Below are 23,497 nucleotides of genomic sequence, written 5' to 3' on the forward strand. Positions count from 1 at the left end.
TTTAGGTATCAAACAAATTGTGTGTACAAAGGTACAATATTATTTTGAATCCGATGATAAAAAAGTAAGAAATTTGCAAAAAAAATCCCGCTACGGTCAATTGACTTTCGCGGGATTCATAATGAAAGGAGGAGTGGTACCTCCAGGAATCGAACCGGGGACACACGGATTTTCAGTCCGATGCTCTACCAACTGAGCTAAGGCACCATTGAAAGTGTGTTCCTTTCATTTGCGGGTGCAAAGGTACAAAGAAAAAATCAACTGGCCAAATTTTTACTTGAATAATTTGCAGTTTTTAAGAATTTTTCCGCTAATATGCTTGTTCGTGCACGCCTTTTACGGCTCTTCCGCTGGGGTCGTTCATGTTTTTGAAGGCAGCATCCCATTCCAAGGCGATGGCTGTCGAGCAGGCCACAGAGGCCTCGCTAGGCACGCTCATGGCTGCAGAATCGCTGGGGAAGTGCTCTGCAAAGATAGAACGATAGTAGTATTCTTCCTTGTTCTTTGGTGGGTTGATGGGGAACCTTTTGGCAGCATGCGCCATCTGTTCGTCAGTGACGGCCTCTGAAGTGATCTGCTTCAAGGTATCAATCCAACTGTAGCCCACGCCATCGCTAAATTGCTCTTTCTGACGCCAGGCAACCTCCTCAGGCAGCATGTCGGTAAAGGCCTCGCGAACGATTTTCTTTTCAATCTCAAAGCCGGATTCTCCAGAATCTCCGGATTTCTTTGGACCACACATTTTTGCTGTTGGGTTGGTGCGCATGGCCACATCCAGGAACTCCTTATCGAGGAAAGGCACGCGACCCTCAACGCCCCATGCACTGAGACTCTTGTTGGCGCGCAGACAGTCGTACATATAGAGTTTTGAGAGTTTGCGCACAGTCTCCTCGTGAAACTCCTTGGCCGACGGGGCCTTGTGGAAATACAGATAGCCACCGAAAATCTCGTCGGCACCCTCGCCGCTGAGCACCATCTTGATACCCATCGACTTGATGACACGTGCCAGCAGATACATAGGTGTTGAGGCACGCACCGTGGTCACGTCGTAGGTCTCGATGAAATAGATCACGTCGCGGATAGCATCCAGTCCTTCCTGAATGGTATAGTTGATTTCGTGGTGAACAGTACCGATATGGTCGGCCACAAGCTTGGCCTTGGCCAGGTCGGGCGCACCCTTCAGTCCCACGGCAAACGAGTGCAGACGAGGCCAATATGCCTTGGTCTTCGAGTCGTCCTCAATACGCATCTCACTGTATTTCTCGGCGATGGCAGAGATGACGCTTGAGTCGAGTCCACCAGAGAGTAGCACGCCATAGGGCACGTCACTCATCAGCTGACGCTTCACAGCATCCTCCAAGGCATCGTGAACAGCCTCCACAGAAGCAGGATTATCCTTCACGGCCTCATATTTAAACCAGTCGCGCTTGTAGTAGCGCTTCATGCCAGGGTCGGCACTCCAATAATAATGGCCAGGCAGGAATGGCTCGTAGTGCTCACACTGTCCTTCGAGCGCTTTCAGCTCAGAAGCCACATACACCTTGCCGTCGGCATCGCAGCCGATATAAAGAGGAATCACGCCAATGGGGTCGCGAGCAATGAGGAACTCGTCGGTCTCCTCGTCGTAGAGCACGAAGGCAAAGATGCCACTCAGGTCCTCGAGGAAGTCAACACCCTTCTCGCGATAGAGTGCCAGGATTACCTCACAGTCGGAGCCCGTTTGAAACTCATACTGTCCTGCATAGCGGCGGCGAATGTCCTGATGGTTATAGATCTCGCCATTCACAGCCAGCACCTGCTTCTTGTCTGGCGAGAACAATGGCTGACCACCCGATTCTGGATCCACGATGCTCAGACGTTCGTGAGCCAGAATAGCACTTCCGCCAGAATAGATGCCACTCCAGTCGGGTCCGCGATGGCGGATCTTCTGACTCATCTTCAACGCTTGTTCACGCAGCTCGTGTGTCTGCTCCTTGACATTCAATATCGCAACGATTCCACACATAATGCTTATCCTTTCTCTTACTTTTGTTTACTCCAGCTGGCAATACGGTCCAGCGCTTCTTCTGTTTTCTCATGACTGCCAAAGGCCGTGAAACGCACGTAGCCCTCGCCGGCAGGACCAAAGCCCACGCCAGGCGTACACACCACGTTGGCTCCATAGAGCAGGTTCTCGAAGAACTTCCACGATGATGTTGGTGCCATGCCGCCCACCTCTTTCTGGAATGTATCGGGTGTGCGCATCCAGATATATGGCGCATTCTCACCACCATAACACTCAAATCCCAGTGAGCGCAGGGTGCTGAGCATCTTCTTGGCATTCTGCATGTAATAGTCGATAGTGGCCTTCACCTGCTCCTTACCCTCAGGTGTGTAGATAGCCTCGGCCGCACGCTGACTGATATAGCTGGTGCCGTTGAACTTGGTGCACTGGCGACGATACCACAATGGGTTCAGGGCGATGCGCTCGCCTGTGAGTGTGGCAGCCGTCAGGTCCTTGGGCACCACCGTATAGCCACAGCGGATGCCAGTGAAGCCAGCCGTCTTTGAGTACGAGTGGAACTCGATGGCGCATTTACGCGCACCACGGATTTCATAGATAGAGTGGGGTATCTTGTCATCCTGAATATAAGCCTGATAGGCAGCATCAAAGAAAATCAGCGCATCGTTCTTCAGGGCGTAGTTCACCCATTTGCGCAACTCCTCGCGAGTGATGACCATACCCGTTGGGTTGTTGGGATAGCAGAGATAGATAACATCCACGCGACGCTTGGGAATCTCAGGCACAAAGCCGTTCTCAGCGTTGCAGGGCATGTAGATCACATTCGACCACTTGCCGTCCTCCACCGTTCCTGCGCGACCAATCATCACGTTCGAGTCGATATACACGGGATAGATGGGGTCTGTCACGCCAATCGAGTTGTCCCAGCGAATCAGTTCCTGGATATTACCAGTATCACTCTTGGCACCGTCGTTCACGAAAATCTCGTCAATGTCCAGGTGGATGCCGCGTGGCAGGAAGTCGTTCTTCAGAATAGCTTCGCGCAGGAAGTCGTAACCTTGCTCAGGACCATAACCACGGAATCCCTTTGCCGTAGCCATCTCGTCGGCAGCCTTGTGCATAGCCTCTACCACAGCAGGGCACAGGGGTTGTGTCACATCGCCAATTCCCAGCGAGATAACGTCAGCCTTGGGGTGCATCACTTTGAAGGCATTCACCTTCTTGGCAATATCTGCAAACAAATAGTTGTTTGGCAGTTTCAGGAAATGTTCGTTAACTAATGCCATATTCTTTTTGCTATTTCGTTTTTATTCTATCTCTCCGTCAAATACAAATGTTGCAGGACCAGTCATATAAATGTGATTGTCACGCTCGCGCCATTCGATGCTCAGCACGCCGCCGTCCATCGCAATCTGCGAGGTGCGACCAGCCTTGCCTGTCAGGACTGCTGCCGCTGCTGTGGCGCAGGCACCTGTGCCACAGGCCTGCGTGATGCCACTGCCGCGCTCCCAAACACGTGTGCGGATGGTGCCGTCTTCCTCGATGCGAGCCAATTCGATGTTGCAGCGCTGGGGGAATGCTGGATGATATTCCAAAGAGTGTCCAGTCTCGCCCACCTGATCAACATTCTCTGTAAAGATGACGTAATGCGGATTGCCCATCGACACAAACGTGCCCTTGTCCATTCCGCGAGAATCGACGAACTGTGTGGGCACATCGAAGGCAGGCTCGCCCATATCCACGGTGACGCTCTCCACGATGTTGCCGTTCACATGCAGACTCAGCACCTTGATGCCCGATAGCGTCAGCAGTCGAATCTCTGTTTTTGTAGTGAGGCCCCTCTCATAGACATATTTGCCGATGCATCTCGAGGCATTGCCACACATCAATGCTTCACTGCCGTCGGCATTGAAGATGCGCATGGTGAAGTCGGCCTCTGGCACAGCACTCTTGCCAATCAGCACCAAACCGTCAGAGCCGATGCCCTTATGCCGGTCGCTCCATTTAATGGCTGCCGTCTTGGGGTCGTCAATGGGGTGTTGCGACACATTAATATATATATAGTCGTTGCCGCAGCCGTGCATCTTTGTAAAGGGTATCCTGCTCATCTTACTTTCTCTATATATGTTTTCGGTTGGCAAAGGTAGCGCAAAAAACGTAAATCACCAAAAAACTTGTTGCTTTTGGAAACATCGCAAAAAGGAAAAGTGACAATCTGTTACTTTTTTCTTGAATTATTGTTGTTTTGTAACTTTCATTGTATTTTCTCACGCCTTTTTGTTACAATTCGTAAAATTAATACGATTGCATGGAGATATATTCAAACTATTTATGTACCTTTGCAAATAGTAATCATTAAAATTTAAAAGAAATGCAAGAAATTAAGATTTATCATTCTGTCTGGAGAACGCTTCTTCTTTTGCTTTGTGGTGCTGCATTCACGTATGCCAGTGTAATGATCCTCATGGATTCTCGAACAAATTTTTTCATGAATATAATCGCTGTTATAGGTGTTGTTTTCTTTGGCTTGGGCTCTCTCTTCATGCTGATTATGGTCGTCAGGGAGCGACTAGCCCATCAGCCATTCATGACCATCACAGACAAGAGCGTCATTGTTCGTGGAACGAAAGCCTTTGTTGTTAACTTCTCGGATGTGCAGTCCTTCAAGATGATTCATGTGGGATCGCAGAAGTTTGTTGCCATCCATTATAAACCTAACGTTGAAGTTCAGAAAATGGAGGATGCCAGTTTCTTGGGTCGTATGGTTCGTCGAATTAATATGGGAGTTGGAGATGCTCAGGAGCATCTGGGTACCACTGGAATGAGCATGAAAATAGAGGAACTGTTCAGCATCCTGAACGATCGACTGAAACAAGCATAAGGAAAAAACATAGATGAAAAGGGGTTGGCATCACGCCAACCCCTTTTTCGTCAAAACAATAGCTTGGTATATCAGAAATGAATGCGAATCTTATTTGTTTTTCTCCCTGAGGTGCTCCTCATATTCTGCCAACTCGCGCTCGCCAATGTCGTCGCCGAAGCACAGCGAGAAGCCTACCACCACCCAAAGGACGGAGATCAGTCCCATGGCGATGAACGACTGCAGCATGGTGCTGATCACGTTCTTCGCTCCCACCATGCCGCCATAGAAGAACGACAGTCCAGGGGTCATCATCAACACGAAGATAGTGGCCGTCATCAGGATCATCCAACGTTTCTTTATCTTCATAACGCTTTCCTTTTATTTGTAATTTCGGCCGCAAAATTACATCAAAATGACAGGAAACGCGTCTCTTTGCTTCTTGTTTGATTGTTAATTCCGTTGTTTTCTGTCAATCTGTAATAATAAACACGCTAATTGGCGCCGTTTTGCTTTCATTTGTCAAAATACGGCACCAATTTGTTACAGATTGTCACAAAAGGGAAATCAGAATCTTTCTTTAAATTACTAATTTTCATATTGACAGAATAAAACTTCTTACGCCCCTTTCTCTTTCATACATACTTCCAAAACTTCCTTCGCATCTCGTTGTAATGTCTTGGCCCATCGCAGCCCTTCCCCATGGTCACCATAAGCTATAATGTTGACATCTGTTTGTATAACAATGCTGATAATCTTTATTGCATCGTCATATTTGCCATTATGATACAGGGCATTAGCATAGTCGTAAGCCACTAGCATGTCTGCGGGTTCCTGCTCATAGGCCTCTTCTGCATATCGTAACGATTCGGCATATCTCTTCATGTCTGCCAGATGTTCTGTGAGGAGTGTCTTAAGGTAATACTCACGTGGGAACTCGCGACTTTTTCTTTTCAGGTATGACACCAAAGCCTGCTCGTCAGATTTCTTCTTGGCGAGCATTCTGTTTATCCTATTCCACTGCTTTGGAGGTACCCAACCAATATCATCATCCTCTGAGGAGGAGTCTGGTATAGTACAATAGGTGAGCCTTAAAAGAAATTCCTTCGTTTCTTTCAGGGTGAAATCACTCTCCAAACCTTTTCGCCTGCAAGCAAGGTGCTTTTCCATCTCTTCCTTCGCCTCTGCCATTCTATCAAGAGAATCGAGACATATTGCCTTATAGAATCTGGCATCATTCATCACGGATTGAGCCCATTTGATGCCCCATCCCTTATCAGCCACAGATGTTATGTCTGCACAGAGTAATTTGTCCCATACTTCGATTGATGCGGAGTTATCTTCTAATGACCACAGGATTTTTCCCAACGTAAAGAGCATTAACGGATAGTCTGAGTCAATCTCTTTTGCTTTCATCGCAAAAGTCAGAGCCTCCTCGTCTTTTCCGAGGTTCCACAGTACGTTCGCCATTTGCGTGAGCAGATAGACATTATCCGGCTCTGTCTGCAGAGCCTTCTTCAGAAGTCGTTTTGCCTTCGCGAATTCTTTATGTTTTATCAATGTAACGAGTTCTTTCATCACTTATCTATCTTCAGTTTTATCAATTCATCACATGCATTTTCTATATCAGCAAAAGCTTCAGAAGACGAAATATCCAATCCCATTGTCTCCCTTAGAATCCCAATCAAGCACTTCCGTAGTTCATCCTTTGATTGTAAACTCGATTCTATTAAATCAACGTAATTGATATACTCATCTTTTGCAATATCCTCAGGAACGCCTATTGGATTCCATTTTGTAAGAAATGAAAGAATTGCTTGTTTTGTTTCTATTTTCCTCCACAATTCTTCAAAGACAGCTTTATCTATGTACTGAACGTCAAAGTAATCTTCGTAATTTTGAAGAGTAAAGTCATTGTCCACCCAGTATCCGAGATTCTTTTGGAAAGGACCTAAGACAATAACATGTCCATCCTTGTTCAAACCTATCTCACGGTTGGTATAATCATTCTCTTCGTCATACTCAATAAACCATGTTTCGACATCATCGTATTTGGTGTCGAAATCAGGATTGGCCTTGGGAATAAACTTCTCCAAAAGCCATACAAGTATTTTTTCAAGAGCAGAGGTTTTGGTACTCTCCTTTCCCTCTTCTGAGGGTATTTTAAACTTCAGGTACTTCATAATCTCCCATCAGACTTTTTCCATTCCATAGCAAGATCTGTAAGACGGTACTTCTGATCTGGCCTTTTGGGTTGATTGGGATATTTACGTTCTATACTGCCGTCTGCAAGTGCAGGAGTAATATAACTATCCTGAATGGTTTTACGTCTTACAATGCCACATAAATTCATAATCTCTTGTACACCAATATACTCGCTGCTCATTACGGAAATCAATTTTTCTACTTGGGCGGTACTTGGGCGGTACTTGGGCGGTACTTGGGCGGCACTTGGGCGGTCGAACTCATTTTCTGAAGTCCACTCTGCCATCAAAGTAGTCTTTAGAATGAAGGCATCGGCATGGAATGATGGGATAGCGCAACCTTTTGTTTCCAACTCATTACAGATACGGTCAATACCCTCGCCAAACTCCTTGACATACTTGTAAGCCTTAAGGTATTGGGCAATTTTGGGATTGCGAGAGAAATGGGTATGACGAATGTTGTCTGGTCGCACCAGCCCAGGTAAATCGCCAGGAGTCTCGAAAACGATACGGTCGTCGAACATCTTTATTTGAATCTCAGTTCCCTTGATGTTGTAGGCTCTGTGGCAACAACTATTAACCACCATCTCTTGTATGGCATACTTTGAATAGTTGCGACGAGTGACGAACTGTCCATGTTCACCAAGGAAGGAATGTTCGCGAACCTGTGTCTCCAGATAGTCAATCGTGCTTCTTACTTGCTGAAGAATAGCTCCTTCAAACGTCACATCTTTGACTACGTTCATTTCCCTGCCAACTTTTTCCTCTTTCCCCTCGTAGCGGATGAAACGGGTACGGGCACGAGGGAAGAAACGTTGTGGATTCTTTCCAAAGAGAAGGATGCAGGCTGTACTTATCTTCTGTTGTCCATCTATCTCTGCCACAAAATCATTATTCTCTCTAAGAAACTCCATGCCCGACTTTCCATAGCCAATGACACTCATGTAATCATTGACGAGGTTCATGTCTATATCATCCATCGTGGCACCATAAACGTCCTTGTCTTCGTAGTAGCGTTCCCCTTTGTCATAGAGAAGTTGCATGCGCTCATCGAAGCTAAGTTTCTTACTTTTGTCACCTACACGCATAAAGCACTCGTCAGCCTGATTGGTATGAAGCTGGCTGCTTGCAGGAATATGCATAAGCAGAATGCGATTCTCCTTACCACTATGGTCCGTGCAAGGCAGATACTCGCACTTCACTTTGACAGACGGGTTGCAGAAGTCGAAAGGAACGCGAAGCAACTCATTCAGTCGTTCCTCATTCCCATCAATGCCTTCTACTCTTCGTGTTTTGTCAGAAACACCAATAGCAAGTACGCCACCATCTGCATTAGCCATAGCCACAATTGGTATTGCCAATGCTTTGGGGTCAATCTGAATGCTCTTACAGTCGAATGTCTGAGATTCCTTGCGTGCCTGTATTTCTTCTATTGTCTTCATTTAAACTGTTTTCTCTTGATCAAAGGGGAGATTCTTATGATTAATTAATCGCTTTTGATTAGCAAATGCAAAGGTACATATTTTTTATCTATTAGAGAAATTTTTATTTAAGAAGTTCGTAAATCGTTAAACTACATGTTCTTTCTTTGTTTCTATAGGCGGAGATCAGGGGCATCTGTCCCGACTGTGCATGATGAAAGACTGCTATGTCTGATTGCCAGAAATCAAATAGTATCTGTCCCTATGATCTTCAAAAGGAAACTTGTGTTTTCTTTTTATGATGTTTACGAGTGGTAAATATGATGTTTACGAGTGGTAAATATGATGTTTACGTGTGGTAAATATGATAGTTACATGTGAAAAGTATCATCAATACAGATATACAGATATACAGATGAAATTTAAAAATTCTACGCGTACATGCGTGCGCATGTACGCGAATAACTCTTAGAAAACATCTGTATCATCTGTATCTGTATGTTTGGTCTCCTGCGCTATGATGCTGCGAATTACTGTGGCAAGTGCGGTAAGCTGCTGTTTTGTCATTGTCTAAGTTTTGTTAATTTGATTTTTAATATTTTTTCGATGTGCGAAATTAATAATTATTTTTGTGAGTATCTGACATAAGTGACACACAAAGCTAAAAAATGCGAGACAAAACGTAAACAATTAAGATTTTTTTAATGGTTTTCGAAGATCAAACAAAAGCCCACAATGGATTATTCTTGACCGTGTCTTTTCCAAGTTCCACACAATAGGCATGAAGCTGCAAAAAGGAGAAAAAGTCATCAGCAATAATCTCTGCATCTTCATATATGCCTTCGTTGCAATAAACAAACTTACCCTTGTTCTCACCTTGCAAGACAACGGAAATGGTTGAATCCTCTATGACATAACTTTCCATGATTACCAGATTCTCACCAAAGCAAAGGTTGTCGGTCTGAGTATCCAATCCGACAAACCATACATCTTCAGAGTCATTATCCAAACTTTTGAATGAATATAAAAAACTCAGAAGGTCTGAATCCAGCCTAGTCAGACAATCCACCGCCTGCTTCTTTTCTTTTTCAGCAGAATTAACTGACACAGAGGGTTCCAACACCCAACCATGTTTAGTGAGTGTATCCAAATAGCGCTTCAAAAAAATCTCCTTTTCTTCTTTAGTCTGAGGTAAAGGGATACGTTCTAAAGGTTTTGAAGTGTTAGTGTGACCAAATATCTTTTTAAACAAACTAATCATAATTCAATTATTTACCATTTACCAAACAACGTTATTAATCTCTATCCAACAAACAAATCAGGGGGACCTGTCCCGCTGATCTTGTTTTAAGTACCTTGGATACGAAGTCTTCGTACTTTCTCTATCAGTCCTTCTGGAAAACCTTCAACTGTTTTTATACGTGACTTGTGGATATATCCAACACTCTGCGTGGACTTTTGAAAATATACCGGATACCAGTCTGTTTCAGGCATTAACGTGAAGAAGAAAATTTCATTGGTCGAAATCTTTGCAACTATTTCCGAGTTCTTATTCGGCTCTTTTCGAATATTCACATATCCATCTGGATCATTGATTATTGCAGGAAATTTAAGCTGAAGGGTGTCTGGTCGTAAAGTCCATCGACTTTGTTTTTCAGCTTTCCATCCTTCATCTGTACCCTCCAAAAATGCGTTTATATATGACTGCCAACCAAAATCCGAATATTTCTTGTCAGGAGAAAATTCTGCAGAGCCGATATCGAGATCATCGCTATCAGGAATACGACAAGTGCCCCATCTGCATTTTTGCTCTCCATATTTCTTTGAATAAAATGTTCCCATAAATTGATTGTTACAATATGGGTCACTCCATTCAAGACCAATATCATTGAATACCGCCTGACCATTCCGAAGGAAGAATGTAGAAATCATCTCACCTTTAATCTGCTCTTCAGAGTTGATTGTTTTAAGATTCCATTCAGAAGATAAACCATATATTTGAGTGCCATTTTGTGGAAGAGGTTCTTCGTCTACTTGATATTCTTTAGAAAGCATAACGATGTCCTCGCGAACACGTATTTGTCCGACATAGTTTGAAATCTGGTCTTTAACACGATACTTTCCCCAAACATCATATAGAAGAGTATCCTTTTCACTCATCTTGATGCTGTCTATCAAAAAGTAAAAGCGTTGATAGTTCTCACCAACATACCCATAAACTAGTTCCTGATAACTAGTCCATACTGCAGAAAAATCCATAGGTTCCTTGTTCTTGCAGTCATGCGAACTTCCTACACAAGAGACGGTCATATACGTAGTTACTAATATAAATAAATATTTTATTTTCATTTTATATACTAATATCGATAATTACTAGAACAGTTCTTTGATTCTTCAAGAAATATTCAAAAGCTTGTGGGAAGCAGGTACTTACCAACTACAATTTCCCACGAAGGATAGACTCAGTTTCTTTTTATTGTTATCCTTTAGCGTGAGAATCCCTTTTACTTCAGAGTCCTCTCCATGATTCTTACTCTGTTTGCGAGTTATTTTCACTTTAAGGGTGTAGTTGTTGTTCCTATACCAATATGTATTTTTCTTGTTGGTTACAAGAGTAAACTCTTCTAGATGATGATTAACAACCATGTAGGCAGTATTTGCCAGATCATTTACCATTATATAACCTTCATTTTGAACAGAGTCTGGATATCTGTAAAAAACACAGCATCCACCATCTATCTCTGAAGGGATAGAGTTGAAACTTTCGATTATGATTTTGTCATTCTTTTCCCCTTCTGCATACGAAGTTAGGGAGTATATTATTGAAAGACAAATTAAAAAAGGTAACTTAAAAATATCCATTTCAGTTTAGTATTATCTTCTTGTATGCAAAAGTACATATTTTTTATTTATTATAGAAACTTTTGTTCAAGAAAATTGCAGAAATCAAAATTATTTCTACAAGGAGTAAATGTTACAATAGCGCCTCTGAGATTTAAAAATTCTGAGCTAAAAATATTTTCTGTTCTTTTGTTACAAAGAGAGTAGTGTTAATGCTGTTTAATTTTGTTAATTGTTCTAAAATAATTCCTTTGACTCAGAATTATTATTTTATATTTGCAACAGTTTTTTTCTAATATTAATAACCAAAAACAATTAACTTATGAAAAAGGTATTGTTGCTCTTATTGCTAATGATACATGGTGTTGCCAATGCCCAAGAGCATGAGCTTTTGGTGTCAGAAATAGAAAATAGTGGATGCATTTCGTATGCGCGAGGTTCAGAGGCCTCAAATCAGTCAACAATCATTCTTAAAAAAGACGGCACAGATTTGCTGGTTGAACTACAGCATTACACTAGTAACTGTGGCACAAGAAGTTTCGACGTGTCGGCTCATTCAGAAAATGGTTGGAGTGGAGCTTCTTATTCTGATTCAATAGTCGTAAGCGTTTCTCCAGTAATTCCTAACAGTCAAGACTGCACCTGTCCATTTAACGTGTCCTTTCGACTGCATGGCATTGAAGGAAACAAATTCTATTTAAATTGCTGGTGGTTCGACGGCTTGGTAGAACTGTCGGATTCTGAACCATTATCCTTAGAAGATAACACAAAGACTGTTTTGGTTGATGGATTTAGATATCTGCTTAGACAGAACTATCAACAGGCCATACTGATGAGATACAATAATAATTCTAGAGGTGAACTGCGCATACCCCAAGAAGTGTCTTACGAAGATGTGAACTATTGCGTGAACGGTTATTCTTATGAAGCCTTTATGGGTAATAAATATGCGAAAAAGATGGTGATTCCACCCACCATCAAGGTATTGAGCTATGGACTAAATGGCAATATGTATATCAATGCGTTCCAATCCTGCACAAGTCTTGATACAATTGAAGTGGAACCAGGCAATGCTGTCGTACAGTCTGTTGACGGCGTGATGTTTGACAAGAAGATGACGGCACTTTTAGCCTATCCAGCAGGCTCCACCCGTCAGTCATATGAAGTGCCAGAAGGAATTGTTACCTTAGAGAATTTCGCCTTTGCTAATAGTAAACAGTTAAAGTCTGTTAGTCTTCCCAGTGGACTGAAATCTATTGATGCGCAGGCTTTCAGCGGATGTACCTCGTTGAAGAAACTTGATATACCAGAGAGTGTAAACAGAATCGAGGTGTATGCTTTTAATGGAACTAAGTTGGACGAGTTGTATATTCGTGGTGTTATTGACTCTGCCTATATTACGAAGCCATCCAATCCGTATGAACCAACCATGTTTTCTGGCATGAATACCAGTACAAAACTCTATGTGCTCCCATCAGAAGTAGATAAGTTCAAGGCTATTTATAGTGGCCCTGTTTTCCAACTTCCTTCTCCAGACGAAATAGAGGATATAGAAAGTACGTCAAACCAAACGGAAAAGAAGGGTGTGGCTTATGACCTCCAAGGTCGTCCCATAGAAAAGCATGCCAGTGGCGTTTATATTCAAAACAGAAAGAAGGTTCTTGTTAAGCCAGGTGAGGAACCGTGTGACGAATAGTAATGAATAATCTTAACAATAGCACCTCTGAGATTTAAAAATTCTGAGCCAAAAATTTTTTCTGTGCGTACAGGCGAAATATGAGAGAGTTCGTAAACAACTGAAAATGAGAGGCTTACGAAAATGGCTCGAAAAGTGTAAAGAATTAGAACGCAATCGAATATTCGTTTAGGTTGTAACGGAGCCTGAGTTACACTGCAACGGAGGCTGTTTTGCATGGTAAAACAGCCTCCGTTGGGTTGTAAAACAGCCTCCGTTGCATGGTGAAATCGATAGGGGTCCTCCGAAAGGTCGTTTTTGACCCATTTTTGCGTTCTAGTTTGCATTTTTTCAGAACCCTGTTTTTTGGCACTATTTCTTTACATTGTATACCCGTAGGGATGGGCTTATACTTAGGCACCAAACAAGATAAACCTTATTTTCTTTTCTGAAACTCAGTTGGAGAAACCCCTTTATGCTTCTTGAAATAGCGTGAGAGGTGGGCTTGCGACGAGAAGCCCAGTCGCAGGGCGATGTCCTTCAAAGGGCGATTGGTAGAGGTGAGAAGAGCTGTTACCTCGTTGATGATGCGCTCGTCGATGATAGCCTTTGGCGAGCGATTGGTAATGCGACGCGTGACCTGTCCCAAATAGCGTGCACTCACGTTGAGTTGCTCAGCATAAAAGGCCACATCGGCATAACGGTTGTAATAGCGCTCAACGGTGGACAGAAACTGATTGTAAAGCTCCTCGCTCCTGCTGTTGCCCTCAGCATAGTCGGCAGGAAGTGCCTTCAGGTATGACTGCGCATGGAGCATGGCGTCGGCCTCGTTCTCGTCAAGACTCAGATAGTAGGCGAGGGCAGAGGCCAGCTGGTTGGCATGACCATGGCGGCGAGGACCCTCTGGTAGGTCGGACGGATGAAGCACGATGGTGCACAGTGGCAGGAGTTGCTGCTTGATGGCCTCGTAGACGTTGGGCGACACCAGCAGCTCGCCCTTGGCCGACTCCAACACGGGTGCATAGATGATGTGCTTGGGATGATGCTTTCGCAGTACCTCGGCCAACATCTCCACCACATCCGTGCGACGCAGCAGACCAATCTTGACGATTTGCGGCTGAAGGTCGTTGATGATGGCCTCCACCTGTTGGCGCACCACAGCGGCAGGCAGGTCGTGAAACTCCTGGATGCCCAGCGTGTTTTGAACGGTGATCGACGTGATGACCGATGCAGCCCGTCCACCCAACTCGTGAATCAGTTGGATGTCGGCCTGAACGCCTGAGCCGCCTGTGCCGTCGGAGCCCGTGATGGTCAGTATGGAGCTGTTTGTTTTCTGTGCCATTGCGAAATTGGGTACAAAGGAACAAAAAAAAGCGGAAATCGCCAAACGATGTTCCGCTTCTGATAAAAGAAAATGCAAATTTTGATAAACAAACTATGGTATCAGGGTTAATCCTACTACAAAATAAGCGTTCTGTGTGCAAGGGTTGGCAGCCACCTGAGCGAACACGGGCACTGTGAATGCATCCGTAATCTTCACGTCCTTAGTGGCCTTCAGTGCCAGGTTTGTCACAGCAAAGCCGTTGGTCCAGCCATTATAGAAATCGGTGGCAAAGGGGACGGCGCCAGCCGTAGCAGTCCAGTCGGCAGTGGCCAATTTAAATGGGACAGTGGCCTCGACATAACTACTATAGACTCGCTTGCCGTCCTTGTCTGCGCCTCCGTTGCCAGCAAAGTTAGTGAACCATTGAAGGTTTGCCACTCCGAAATCATAACCGATGTTAGCCTCGAACACGTGGTTGGTGCCATGTGCCTCGTACATGAAATAGCGATTCTCGGGGTCGCCGCCAATGGCCTGGTTAAACCAATAGTCGGTTACGCCGATGTTCAGATTGCCCAGCGTATAAGCCAGTGTCAGGTCAAACTCCTTGGTGTCGGCAGGGTTTACGAGTCCGTAACTGCCCCAGGCGGTCAGCGACAGGCCCTTGTAGGCTACACCGAGTGTGGGCTGAATGGCAGCACTACCCAGATCCTGGCCACGCCAGATGTAACTACTTACAACGTCAGCACTAATCGTTGTCTCTACTGCGTCCTGTGCAAAGGTGGTCATGCTCATGGCCATACCCATTGCGAATAAAACAATCTTCTTCATACGCTAAAATTTAAATTAAAATTGTTTTCTTTTTTTTTAGGAAAAGAATGAGAAACAATGAGAAAGAATCTGTTCCAAAAATGAGAATTAATAATTTCTTTCTTATTCTTGAGCTTAATTATTTCTTATTCTTTCTAATTCTTTTCCGTAATAATTCCTTTTAATTAGTTGTAGCAAGCCTCTCCGTGCTCATAGATATCGAGTCCTTCCTCCTCGATGCGCTTGTTGACACGCAAACCGTGGATGTACTTGATGCCATAGAACAGGGCGAATCCGCAAACAGCAGCCCAAAGGTCGATCATCAGTACGCCAAAGCACTCAGCGCCGAAGAATCCCCAGCCGAAGCCGTAGAAGGCACCATTGCTGGTAGACAGCAGACCAGTCATCAGGGTGCCCAGGATACCACACACACCGTGTACTGAAGAAGCACCAACGGGATCGTCAATATGTAACTTATGGTCGATGAATTCAATGGCGTAAACCAGTACGATACCACAAACCAGACCAATGATGACAGCGCCAAAGGGTGAAACGAGGTCGCAACCAGCGGTGATACCAACCAAGCCTGCCAGCACGCCGTTCAGGGTCAGTGAGAGTGAGGGTTTGCCATATTTAATATAGGTAAGGAACATGGTTGCCACACCACCTGCAGCAGCAGCGAGGTTGGTGGTCAGGAACACGTGTGAGATGGCAATGCGGTTCACCTCGCCACTGGCAGCCAACTGAGAACCAGGGTTGAATCCAAACCATCCCAGCCAGAGGATGAAGACACCCAGAGCAGCCATGGCCAGGTTGTGACCAGGGATAGCACGACTCTTACCGTCCTTGTCATACTTGCCCACACGGGGACCCAGTGCCAGAGCACCAATCAGAGCCAGCACACCACCTACAGAGTGAACAATGGCGGAACCTGCAAAATCGTGGAACACATCGCCAAAGGTGGTCATCATGAAGCTGTCGGCAGCATCGTTGCACAACCATCCGCCACCCCAGGTCCAGTGACCCTCGACAGGATAGATGATCAGTGAGATGACTGCACTATAAATAAGGTACATTGAGAACTTGGTGCGCTCGGCCATGGCACCACTGACGATGGTGGCAGAGGTGGCACAGAACACGGTCTCGAAAATCAAGAATCCCTCTACGGGCAGATCGCTCTCGTAGAAACTCAGGTCGCCCCAGTTGGGCATGCCGATAAAGCCACCCAGCGTGTCGCTGCCAAACATAAAGCCGAAGCCCAGGAAGAAGAACAACAGTGAGCCGAACATGAAGTCGACAAAGTTCTTCATCAGGATGTTTGCCGTGTTCTTACTACGTGTAAAACCAGCCTCACACAGCGCAAAACCAGGCTGCATCCAGAAAACCAACATAGCTGCCAATAGCATCCATACGGTATCGAGTGAAATTCCTATTTCGTTCATAATCCTTTTACCTTTTAACCTTTTTACCTTTTACTTCTTGTCTCTCAATACGGTGTCACCCTTCTCGCCTGTGCGAATAGAATAGGTCTCCAGCACGTCGCTCACGAAGATGCGTCCATCACCAACCTCACCTGTGTGTGCCACCTCGAGCAACACCTTGATGGTGGGATCCAAAAACTGGTCACGACAAACAATGGTGATGGCTACGCGCTCGATGACGTCTGTTGAATACATCACACCACGGTAGATACGTTCCTGACGGCTCTGTCCGATGCCATGTACGTCGTGATACTCAAACCAGTTGATGTCCGACGATAGCAGGGCTTCCTTGACCTCTTCAAACTTGGTCTTACGGATAATTGCTTCAATCTTTTTCATACCTTAATACCTTAAATTAATAATAAACGTCACTGTGACTCTGTCTTGAATTCGTTGGCAAAATTACGACATTCTCCTGAGGTGGCAATAGCTCTTTCCTGTTTTAAAATCTACATTTTTATTCAATATGACAAATTGTAAGGTAAAATGGTTGTTTTGCTTACACATTGTAAATTCAACACAAAATGTAGATTTTTTCTTGGCTGTTTTTATTGTTTATTTGTGACCTTTTATTATATATCAATAAAAAAGAGGAAAATATAGCGAAATAACAATCTGTAAGAATAATAGGCTAAAAATGCCCCATTGTTTTTCAATATGAAAGATTATGGGGTGGTTTTTGCATGGATTGAAAGATAAGGGGATTTTAAAGGATTATAACGAAAGATGTATTACCTCTATATTATCAAGATGTATTATCTTTGCAGCAATTTTCGAACAAAGAGAAAGTAAAAGTAAGGATAATATGACAAAACGTAACAAGAAATCCCAATTATTAGGACTCTATCAATCGGACTATGAGCATGATGCTTGCGGCGTGGGTATGGTGGTAAATATCCACGGCGGAAAGAGTCATGACCTGGTTGACAATGCACTGAAGGTGCTTGAGAACATGGAACACCGTGGCGCTGAGACACGCGACAAGACTGGTGATGGCGCTGGTATCATGGTGCAGATTCCCCACGAGTTTATTCTGCTGCAGGGCATTCCTGTGCCAGAAAAGGGTAAGTATGGTACAGGTCTGGTTTTCCTTCCCAAAGACGAGAAGGCCCAGCAGGAGATACTGAGCGTGATGATCGAGGAGATTGAGCGCGAGGGCCTGCAGCTGATGCATCTGCGCACGGTGCCCACCAACCCTGAGGTGCTGGGTGTGGCTGCGCGCGAGGTTGAGCCCGACATCAAGCAGATTTTCGTAACGGGTGTGTCGGAAGAGAACGTGCCCGTGTTCGAGCGTATATTATATAAGGTACGTAAGCGCATCGAGAACCGCATTGACAACGAAGACTTTTATCTCTGCTCTTTGTCAAACAAGAATATTATCTATAAGGGTATGCTGACCAGCGGACAGCTGCGTCGCTACTTCCCTGACTTGTCGAACGATTACTTCACGAGCGGACTGGCACTGGTTCACTCGCGTTTCTCTACGAACACATTTCCCAAATGGAAGTTGGCACAGCCCTTCCGTCTGCTGGCCCACAACGGTGAGATTAATACCATTCGTGGTAACCGCGGCTGGATGAAGGCTCGCGAGAGCGTGCTGAGCAGTGAGGCTCTGGGCGATATCAAGGATCTGCGCCCCATCGTGCAGGAAGGCATGAGCGACTCGGCCAGCCTTGACAACGTCTTTGAGTTCCTGATGATGAGTGGACTCTCGTTGCCACAAGCCATGGCCATCTTGGTGCCTGAGAGCTTCAACGACAAGAACCCCATTTCAGAAGATTTGAAAGCCTTCTATGAATATCACTCTATCCTAATGGAACCGTGGGACGGTCCTGCTGCACTGCTGTTCAGCGATGGTCGCTATGCAGGTGGTATGCTCGACAGAAACGGTTTGCGCCCCAGTCGCTACACCATCACCAAGCAAGGTATGATGGTGGTAGCCTCTGAGGTTGGCGTGATGGACTTCGAGCCTGGCGATGTGGTGTCGAAGGGTCGTCTGCAGCCAGGTAAGATCCTGCTGATTGATACGCAGGAAGGTAAGATATACTACGACGGCGAGATTAAGGAGAAGTTGGCCAAGGCCCATCCTTATCGCGACTGGCTGAACGAGAATCGCGTGCAGTTGGAGAAACTGAAGAGTGGTCGTAAGGTGGATAACGGCGTGAGCGATCTCAACGCCAAGTTGGTGACCTTCGGCTTTGGTCAGGAGGATATCGACAAGACCATCATCCCCATGGCCACAGCCGGTCAGGAACCTGTAGCCGCCATGGGTAACGACACTCCGCTGGCCGTCATCTCTGACCGTCCACAGGTGCTGTTCAACTACTTCCGTCAGCAGTTTGCACAGGTGACCAACCCTGCCATCGACCCTATCCGCGAGGAACTGGTAATGAGTCTCACGGAGTACATCGGTGCTGTAGGAACGAACATTCTGACGCCCGATGCTTCGAACTGTAAGATGGTGCGCCTGCCGCAGCCCGTTTTGACCAACACACAACTTGATATATTATGTAACATCCGCTACAAGGGCTTCAACACCAAGAAGTTGCCTATTCTCTTTGAGATAGCAAAGGGCGAGGAAGGACTTCGTAAGGCACTCGACGACCTGTGTCATCAGGCTGAAGCCAGTGTAGATGAGGGTGTTAACTACATCATCCTCTCTGACCGTGACCTCGACGAGAAGCATGCAGCCATCCCATCGCTGTTGGCTGTCAGCGCTGTTCACCATTATTTGATTAGCGTCGGTAAGCGTGTGCAGACAGCCCTGATTGTTGAGAGCGGTGAGATTCGCGAGGTGATGCACGCCGCCCTGTTGCTGGGCTATGGCGCCAGTGCCCTGTGCCCATACATGACGTTTGCCGTGTTGGATGATTTGGTGAAGAAGTATAAGATTCAGGAGGAATACGCCACTGCCGAGAAGAACTACATCAAGGCTGTGGATAAGGGCTTGAAGAAGATTATGAGTAAGATGGGTATCTCTACCATCCGCTCTTATCGTGGTGCTAAGATTTTCGAGAGCATCGGACTGAGTGAGGACCTGCTGAGAAGATACTTCGGCACAGAGGTGAGCACCATCGGCGGTGTGGGTCTGAAGGAGATCGCACGCGACGCCATTGCGCTGCATGCGGAATCCCGCCGCCAAACGGGGGGATGGCTTCCGCAGGGGGGCAAAAATGATACTGTCCTGCCCAACAACGGTCAGTTCTCTTGGCGCAAGGACGGCATCAAGCACGCCTGGAACCCAGAGACGATTGCGAAGTTGCAGTTGGCCTGTCGACAAGGCTCGTACGAGAAGTTTAAAGAGTGGTCAAAATTGGTTGACGAGAAAGAATCTCCCATCTTCTTGCGTGACTTCCTTCGATTCAAGAAAGTTACTACTCCCCTCCATGACAGGGAGGGGCAGGGGGGAGGGTCTTCCGTCTCTCTCGACGAGGTTGAGAGTGTGGAGAGCATCGTGAAGCATTTTGTGACTGGTGCTATGTCGTTTGGTGCCCTGAGTATCGAGGCTCACGAGGCTTTGGCTCTGGCCATGAACAAACTGGGTGCACGCAGTAACACTGGTGAGGGTGGTGAGGACAACTCCCGCTATCACTCAGAAGTTGATGGCGTGAGTCTGAGCTCAAAGACCAAGCAGATTGCATCAGGTCGTTTTGGCGTAACAGCCGAATACCTGGTGAATGCAGAAGAGATACAGATTAAGGTGGCACAGGGTGCTAAGCCTGGTGAGGGCGGACAGCTGCCTGGATTTAAGGTGAACGAGATTATCGCCAAGACGCGTAACGCTATTCCTGGCATCTCGCTCATTTCACCTCCACCTCATCACGACATCTATAGTATCGAGGACTTGGCACAGCTCATCTTCGACCTGAAGAACATCAACCCAACAGCTGCCGTCAGTGTGAAACTCGTAGCTGAGAGTGGTGTGGGAACCATTGCCGCTGGTGTGGCTAAGGCTAAGGCCGACCTCATCGTCATCTCTGGTGCTGAGGGTGGTACGGGTGCTTCGCCTGCATCAAGTATGCGCTTTGCAGGTATCAGTCCTGAGATTGGACTGGCCGAGACGCAGCAGACACTGGTGATGAACGGATTGCGTAATCAGGTTCGCCTGCAGACCGACGGACAGTTGAAGACGGCCAAGGACGTGATTGTCATGGCTATGCTGGGTGCCGACGAGTTCTCGTTTGGTACACTGCCCCTGATTGTGTTGGGCTGCGTGATGATGCGTAAGTGTAACACAAATACCTGTCCAATGGGTGTGGCCACCCAGAACCCTGAGTTGCGCAAGCACTTCGAGGGTAGGGCTGAGTACGTGGTCAACTTCTTTACCTTCCTGGCTGAGCAGGTACGCGAATACCTCAGCGAGATTGGCGTGAAGAGTCTGAAGGAGATCATCGGTCATACGGAACTCATCGAGGTGAACACTGAGAATGCTACTGATAAGCAGAAGACCATTGACTTCGCCCGCTTGCTGCACAAGCCAGAAAGCGAGAAAGCTCTCTACTGGGATCGTGGCGCCTACACCAAGGTGACTGGCGTGAAGGACGAGGAGATGATCAAGGCTGCACAGAAGGCTATCAACGAGCAGGAAGAGGTGACACTCGACTATGCCATCAAGAATACCGACCGTGCCGTGGGTACCATGCTGAGTGGTGTGATTGCCCAGAAGTACGGCGAGGAAGGACTGCCCGATGGTACCATTAAGATTAAGTTCAAGGGCTCGGCTGGTCAGAGCTTTGGCGCTTTTGCTGTGAAGGGCCTGGATTTGCGCCTCGAGGGCGAGACTAACGACTATTTTGGTAAGGGTCTCTCTGGCGGTCGCATCTCTATTCTGCCTCCTGCCCGCAGGAGTGACGACTTCAAGGCTGAGGAAAATATTATCGCAGGTAACACGGGTCTTTATGGCGCCACCTCTGGTGAACTCTACATCAACGGTAAGGTGGGCGAGCGCTTCGGCGTGCGTAACTCAGGTGCCATCGCCGTGATTGAGGGTGCTGGCGACCACTGCTGTGAGTATATGACTGGCGGTCGCGTGGTGGTGCTTGGTAAGACAGGTCGTAACTTCGCCGCTGGTATGTCTGGTGGTGTGGCTTATGTCTATGACCCTGACCATACGTTCGACTACTTCTGTAACATGGATATGGTGGAGCTCTCGCTGGTTGAGGACAGCGTCAGCCGCAAGGAACTGCTCGAGCTTATCCGTCAGCACTATCTACACACGGGCTCGGCCCTGGCAGGTCGCATGCTCGACGACTGGCATCGCTATATCGAGGACTTTATCCAGGTGGTACCTATCGAGTACAAGCGCGTGCTGCAGGAGGAAAAGATGCAGAAGCTGAAAGAAAAGATAGAGAGTGTGCAACGGGATTATTAAGTTTATTGAGAAAGAAATCGGCAATAATGAGAAAGAATGAATTCCAACAATATGAAAAAATTATTTTTAATTCTTGGACGTAATTATTTCTAATTCTTCCTAATTTCTTTCCTTAAAAATAAGAACATTAATTTCAAAGACAATGGGAAATCCAAAAGCATTTTTAGAGATACACCGCCAGGAGGCGGGCTACCGTCCGATTCACGATAGAATCCACGATTTTGGCGAGGTGGAGCAGACGCTCTCTACTCGCGAACGCAAACTGCAGGCCAGTCGCTGCATGGACTGCGGCGTACCCTTCTGCCACTGGGCTTGTCCACTGGGTAACAAGGCACCTGAATGGAACGATGCATTGTATAAGGGTGACTTCGAGTTGGCCTACCAGTTGCTGAACTCCACCAACCCCTTCCCTGAGTTCACTGGTCGCATCTGTCCTGCGCTCTGCGAGAAAGCCTGCGTGCTGAACCGCTTTAACCATGAGCCAACGACCAACCGTGAAGATGAGTGCGCCATCACCGAGATGGCCTTCCAGGAGGGCTTTATCGTGCCCAAGACCGATATCAAACGCAATGGTAAGAAGGTGGCTGTGATTGGTGCCGGTCCTGCTGGTCTGGCTGCTGCCAACGACCTGAACCACATGGGCTATAAGGTCACTGTATTCGAGAAGAACGAGGCTGCAGGCGGATTGCTGCGCTACGGTATCCCTAACTTTAAGCTGAACAAGACCGTTATCGACCGTCGTATCGCCCTGCTGGAGCAGGAGGGTATCGAGTTCCGGTATAACTCAGAAATTTCAGGAGAATCCGGAATATCTGGGATTTCCGGCGAGTTCGACGCCGTCGTCATTTCTACGGGCACCCCCACTGCTCGCGATCTGAAGGTTCCTGGTCGCGAACTCAAAGGCGTTCACTTCGCTCTCGAGATGCTGTCGCAGCAGAATCGTGTGCTGGCTGGCATGGAGTTCTCGAAGGACGAGCGCGTTACTGCCAAGGGTAAGGATGTGCTGGTGATTGGTGGTGGTGATACTGGTTCCGACTGTATTGGAACAGCCCACCGTCAGGGTTGCAAGAGTGTGACTCAGATTGAGATTATGCCTAAGCCCGTTGAGGGTCCTGAGGATCCTAAGAACCCTTGGCCAGAGTGGCCTCGCACCCTCAAGACTACCTCTTCGCACGAGGAGGGTTGCACCCGTCGTTGGAACATCAATACATTGGAGTTCCTGGGTAAGGATGGTAAGTTGACTGGCGTAAAAGTTCAGGAGATTGACTGGAAGCCCAACCCTGAAGGCGGTCGTCCCATCATGGTTGAGAAGGGTAAGCCTGAAATCATCAAGGCCGAGTTAGTGTTGCTCGCCATGGGTTTCCTGAAACCAGAGCATCCTGAGTATCCGAAGAACGTCTTTGTTTGTGGCGACTCAGCCAATGGTGCCTCACTCGTGGTTCGCGCCATGGCCAGCGGTCGTCAGACGGCTACGAAGGTCGATGCTTTCCTCAAAAAATAAATAAGATTGT

General features: G+C 46.5%; 18 protein-coding genes and 1 tRNA gene. 4 read left to right on the forward strand and 15 right to left on the reverse strand.

All coding sequences use genetic code 11. The annotated features are described in order from the left end of the window. Positions 1-134 precede the first annotated feature (134 nt). The 4 genes from M1D30_RS03125 to dapF form a co-directional block, all read right to left on the reverse strand. Positions 135-207 (reverse strand) — tRNA-Phe (locus tag M1D30_RS03125). Positions 208-310: 103 nt separating this feature from the next. Next, the gene (gene asnB / locus M1D30_RS03130) at positions 311-2,005 is read right to left on the reverse strand and encodes an asparagine synthase B (RefSeq protein ID WP_248506178.1); all 1,695 of its coding nucleotides are present in this window, start codon (positions 2,003-2,005) and stop codon (positions 311-313) included. A gap of 17 nt (positions 2,006-2,022) precedes the next feature. After that, the gene (locus M1D30_RS03135; protein ID WP_248506180.1) at positions 2,023-3,288 is read right to left on the reverse strand and encodes an LL-diaminopimelate aminotransferase; all 1,266 of its coding nucleotides are present in this window, start codon (positions 3,286-3,288) and stop codon (positions 2,023-2,025) included. Positions 3,289-3,309: 21 nt separating this feature from the next. Next, on the reverse strand, positions 3,310-4,110 hold the full coding sequence (gene dapF / locus M1D30_RS03140; RefSeq protein ID WP_248506182.1) for a diaminopimelate epimerase: 801 nt from the start codon (positions 4,108-4,110) through the stop codon (positions 3,310-3,312). A gap of 263 nt (positions 4,111-4,373) precedes the next feature. Here dapF and M1D30_RS03145 point away from each other — a divergent pair, with 263 nt between their 5' ends. Further along, positions 4,374-4,883 (forward strand): STM3941 family protein, encoded by a 510-nt coding sequence (locus M1D30_RS03145; protein ID WP_305883860.1) that lies wholly within the window; start codon positions 4,374-4,376, stop codon positions 4,881-4,883. A gap of 90 nt (positions 4,884-4,973) precedes the next feature. Here the strand turns inward: M1D30_RS03145 and M1D30_RS03150 are convergent, their stop codons facing one another. The 7 genes from M1D30_RS03150 to M1D30_RS03180 all read right to left on the reverse strand — a co-directional run bounded on the left by M1D30_RS03150 (position 4,974) and on the right by M1D30_RS03180 (position 11,349). Further along, positions 4,974-5,231: a hypothetical protein gene (locus M1D30_RS03150; protein WP_248506186.1), complete on the reverse strand. Its 258-nt coding sequence runs from the start codon at positions 5,229-5,231 to the stop codon at positions 4,974-4,976. 249 nt (positions 5,232-5,480) lie between these two features. Beyond that, positions 5,481-6,440, reverse strand: a complete 960-nt coding sequence (locus M1D30_RS03155) for a tetratricopeptide repeat protein (RefSeq protein WP_248506188.1) — start codon at positions 6,438-6,440, stop codon at positions 5,481-5,483. Then, the gene (locus tag M1D30_RS03160) at positions 6,440-7,045 is read right to left on the reverse strand and encodes a hypothetical protein (RefSeq protein WP_248506191.1); all 606 of its coding nucleotides are present in this window, start codon (positions 7,043-7,045) and stop codon (positions 6,440-6,442) included. Before M1D30_RS03160 ends, M1D30_RS03155 begins: the two co-directional genes overlap by 1 nt. Beyond that, entirely contained in the window at positions 7,042-8,508 is a 1,467-nt protein-coding gene (locus M1D30_RS03165) for an RNA-binding domain-containing protein (RefSeq protein ID WP_248506193.1), read from the reverse strand. The genes M1D30_RS03160 and M1D30_RS03165 overlap by 4 nt, the downstream gene beginning before the upstream one ends. A 697-nt stretch (positions 8,509-9,205) precedes the next feature. Continuing rightward, positions 9,206-9,748: a hypothetical protein gene (locus M1D30_RS03170; protein WP_248506195.1), complete on the reverse strand. Its 543-nt coding sequence runs from the start codon at positions 9,746-9,748 to the stop codon at positions 9,206-9,208. 86 nt (positions 9,749-9,834) lie between these two features. Next, positions 9,835-10,746 carry an SH3 domain-containing protein gene (locus tag M1D30_RS03175; protein ID WP_248506197.1) on the reverse strand — a complete coding sequence of 304 codons (912 nt, stop codon included), beginning with the start codon at positions 10,744-10,746 and terminating at the stop codon, positions 9,835-9,837. A 171-nt stretch (positions 10,747-10,917) separates the two neighbouring features. Continuing rightward, the gene (locus tag M1D30_RS03180; protein ID WP_248506199.1) at positions 10,918-11,349 is read right to left on the reverse strand and encodes a hypothetical protein; all 432 of its coding nucleotides are present in this window, start codon (positions 11,347-11,349) and stop codon (positions 10,918-10,920) included. Between the two features lie 301 nt (positions 11,350-11,650). On the opposite strand from M1D30_RS03180, the gene M1D30_RS03185 reads away from it, so the two are divergent. Beyond that, entirely contained in the window at positions 11,651-13,024 is a 1,374-nt protein-coding gene (locus M1D30_RS03185; RefSeq protein ID WP_248506201.1) for a leucine-rich repeat domain-containing protein, read from the forward strand. A 415-nt stretch (positions 13,025-13,439) separates the two neighbouring features. On the opposite strand, the gene M1D30_RS03190 is transcribed toward M1D30_RS03185, so the two are convergent. The 4 genes from M1D30_RS03190 to M1D30_RS03205 all read right to left on the reverse strand — a co-directional run bounded on the left by M1D30_RS03190 (position 13,440) and on the right by M1D30_RS03205 (position 16,954). Beyond that, complete coding sequence (locus tag M1D30_RS03190; RefSeq protein ID WP_248506204.1) at positions 13,440-14,345, reverse strand: bifunctional hydroxymethylpyrimidine kinase/phosphomethylpyrimidine kinase; 906 nt, start codon at positions 14,343-14,345, stop codon at positions 13,440-13,442. A gap of 93 nt (positions 14,346-14,438) precedes the next feature. After that, entirely contained in the window at positions 14,439-15,155 is a 717-nt protein-coding gene (locus M1D30_RS03195) for a hypothetical protein (RefSeq protein ID WP_248506206.1), read from the reverse strand. Between the two features lie 164 nt (positions 15,156-15,319). After that, positions 15,320-16,576 (reverse strand): ammonium transporter, encoded by a 1,257-nt coding sequence (locus M1D30_RS03200; protein ID WP_248506208.1) that lies wholly within the window; start codon positions 16,574-16,576, stop codon positions 15,320-15,322. A gap of 30 nt (positions 16,577-16,606) precedes the next feature. Continuing rightward, entirely contained in the window at positions 16,607-16,954 is a 348-nt protein-coding gene (locus M1D30_RS03205) for a P-II family nitrogen regulator (RefSeq protein WP_248506211.1), read from the reverse strand. Positions 16,955-17,420: 466 nt separating this feature from the next. On the opposite strand from M1D30_RS03205, the gene gltB reads away from it, so the two are divergent. Beyond that, complete coding sequence (gene gltB, locus M1D30_RS03210; protein WP_248506213.1) at positions 17,421-21,986, forward strand: glutamate synthase large subunit; 4,566 nt, start codon at positions 17,421-17,423, stop codon at positions 21,984-21,986. A 142-nt stretch (positions 21,987-22,128) separates the two neighbouring features. Then, entirely contained in the window at positions 22,129-23,487 is a 1,359-nt protein-coding gene (locus M1D30_RS03215; protein ID WP_248506215.1) for a glutamate synthase subunit beta, read from the forward strand. Positions 23,488-23,497 lie beyond the last annotated feature (10 nt).

Source organism: Prevotella sp. E15-22 (genome assembly GCF_023204875.1).
GTDB lineage: Bacteria > Bacteroidota > Bacteroidia > Bacteroidales > Bacteroidaceae > Prevotella.